Origin of the sequence: Streptomyces sp. NPDC006476, assembly GCF_040612015.1 — a bacterium.
Classification (GTDB): Bacteria; Actinomycetota; Actinomycetes; order Streptomycetales; family Streptomycetaceae; genus Streptomyces; species Streptomyces griseorubiginosus_B.
Window position 1 is genome coordinate 1 of sequence record NZ_JBEXPK010000283.1, and the last position, 1666, is coordinate 1666.

The following is a 1666-nucleotide window of genomic DNA, read 5'->3' on the forward strand; positions in this document are numbered from 1 at the left end:
GCCGCCTCGGCTGTCCCGGGAAGAACCGCAGATCAGCAGGTCGGGTGACACCCGAGGTTAAAAACCAAGCTAAGAAGTTGTTGTCTTTCCGGACTTGAGGACTGCGTTTCTGCTGGTGGGCGTAGGTTGGCGGTCTCGTGGGAGTAGTGGCGTGTTGGGTTGTCGCTGCCCGGGAGGTCGTGGATGCCGTCGGTTGTTGGACTGCTGGAACAGCACGAACTCGCTGCTCGCTCAGGCCGAGTTGGCCGCGGCCGAGCAGGAGTGGCATGAATGGGTGATCGCCCGCAGGCGAGTCGGTGCCGTGCTGGCTCCGGACAGCGGCACCGCGGCCGTGGAGGTCGCCCAGGAACAGCGGGACACGGATGCGCAGGGGGCCGTCCGGGACGCGGCGAAGACGAAGTCGCAGGTGCCCGTGTGGCGTGAGGGTCTGGCCTGGTCGGTGTTGTCGGTGGACTACCAGCGCATCCTCAAGGTGGCGGCCGACCGGGCCCGGCTCGGGCAGGGGCCGGTGACCTGCCAGGAGATGGCGGCCGAGTTCGGCATGGACGTGGTGCCGGCACGGGTGGAGGCTCTGCGGTCGAAGGCGAAACGCCTGGTCGCGCGCGGCTGGCTGGCCGAGCCAGCCGCAGGCCGGTTCACGCCCGCCCCCGGTGCGGCCGGGCCAGGCGGCGGCTCAGGACCATGGTCATCGACCAGTAGACCACCGCCTCGGCACTGGCGGTGCGGCGCTCGTTCGCGGGCCAGGCGGCGGCTGCGCATGAGGTGGGCGAAAAGACGCTCGACGATCCACCGCTTGGGCAGCACCACGAAGCCGCGCATGTCGTCGCTGCGTTTGACGATCGCCAGCACGAATGCGAAGGCGGCCAGGCAGTGCTCGACCAGGCTGCCGGTATAGGCGCCGTCGGCCCAGACAAGGGCGAGGCGGTGGTGCGCGGCGGCCACCTGGGCCAGCAGGACCTGCGCGGCGGTTCGGTCGCCGACATCCGCGGCCGTGACCATCACCCCCCAGCAGCAGGCCGAGGGTGTCGACACGACGTGCCGCTTGCGCCCGTTGATCTGCTTGCCGCCGTCGTAGCCGCGGCTGTCGGTGCCGACAACAGCGTCCGCCTTGACCGACTGCGAGTCGATCACCCCGGCCGTGGGCTCCGTATCCCTGCCCAGCTTCTCGCGGACTCTGGCGCGCAGCCGGTCGTGGAACTCCCTGACCAGCGCGGTATCGCGCCAGCGGCGGAAGAATGCGTAAATCCGGTCCCACGGCGGGAAGTCCACCGGCATCGCCCGCCACTTGATTCCGTTGTCCACGAGATAGCGGATCGCATCGAGCATCGCACGGTGGCAATACCCCTCCGGCCGGCCGCCCCGCCCGCGCATCCAGCCCGGCAACGGCAGCAGTGGCCGGACCTCAGCCCACTCCGCGTCCGTCATGTCCGTCGGGTACCGGCGCTGCCGTTCGGGCTGGTCGGCCGCATTGCCGTACACATGCGCGAGGCAATCACACGATGGGGCAGCCGAGTTGGACTGCCCGGCCATCGACACGGAAGACTGCGGCACCGGGGCCTCCTGCTGCTCTATGAGGGGGGTGCATCGTGAAGTTGCAGTTCACGGATCTGGTGTGTGCGGGTTGCGGTGTGCTCGGGCTGGTCACGGGCGGATGACTTCGGTGTAG

General features: G+C 69.2%; 2 pseudogenes. One reads left to right on the plus strand and one right to left on the minus strand.

Annotation, left to right across the window (positions count from 1 at the left end):
- Positions 1-183: 183 nt before the first annotated feature.
- Positions 184-676 (plus strand): annotated as a pseudogene (locus ABZZ74_RS54035) (hypothetical protein); the annotation flags it as partial.
- A 113-nt stretch (positions 677-789) separates the two neighbouring features.
- On the opposite strand, the pseudogene ABZZ74_RS54040 reads toward ABZZ74_RS54035, so the two are convergent.
- Positions 790-1530 (minus strand): annotated as a pseudogene (locus tag ABZZ74_RS54040) (IS5 family transposase); the annotation flags it as partial.
- Positions 1531-1666 lie beyond the last annotated feature (136 nt).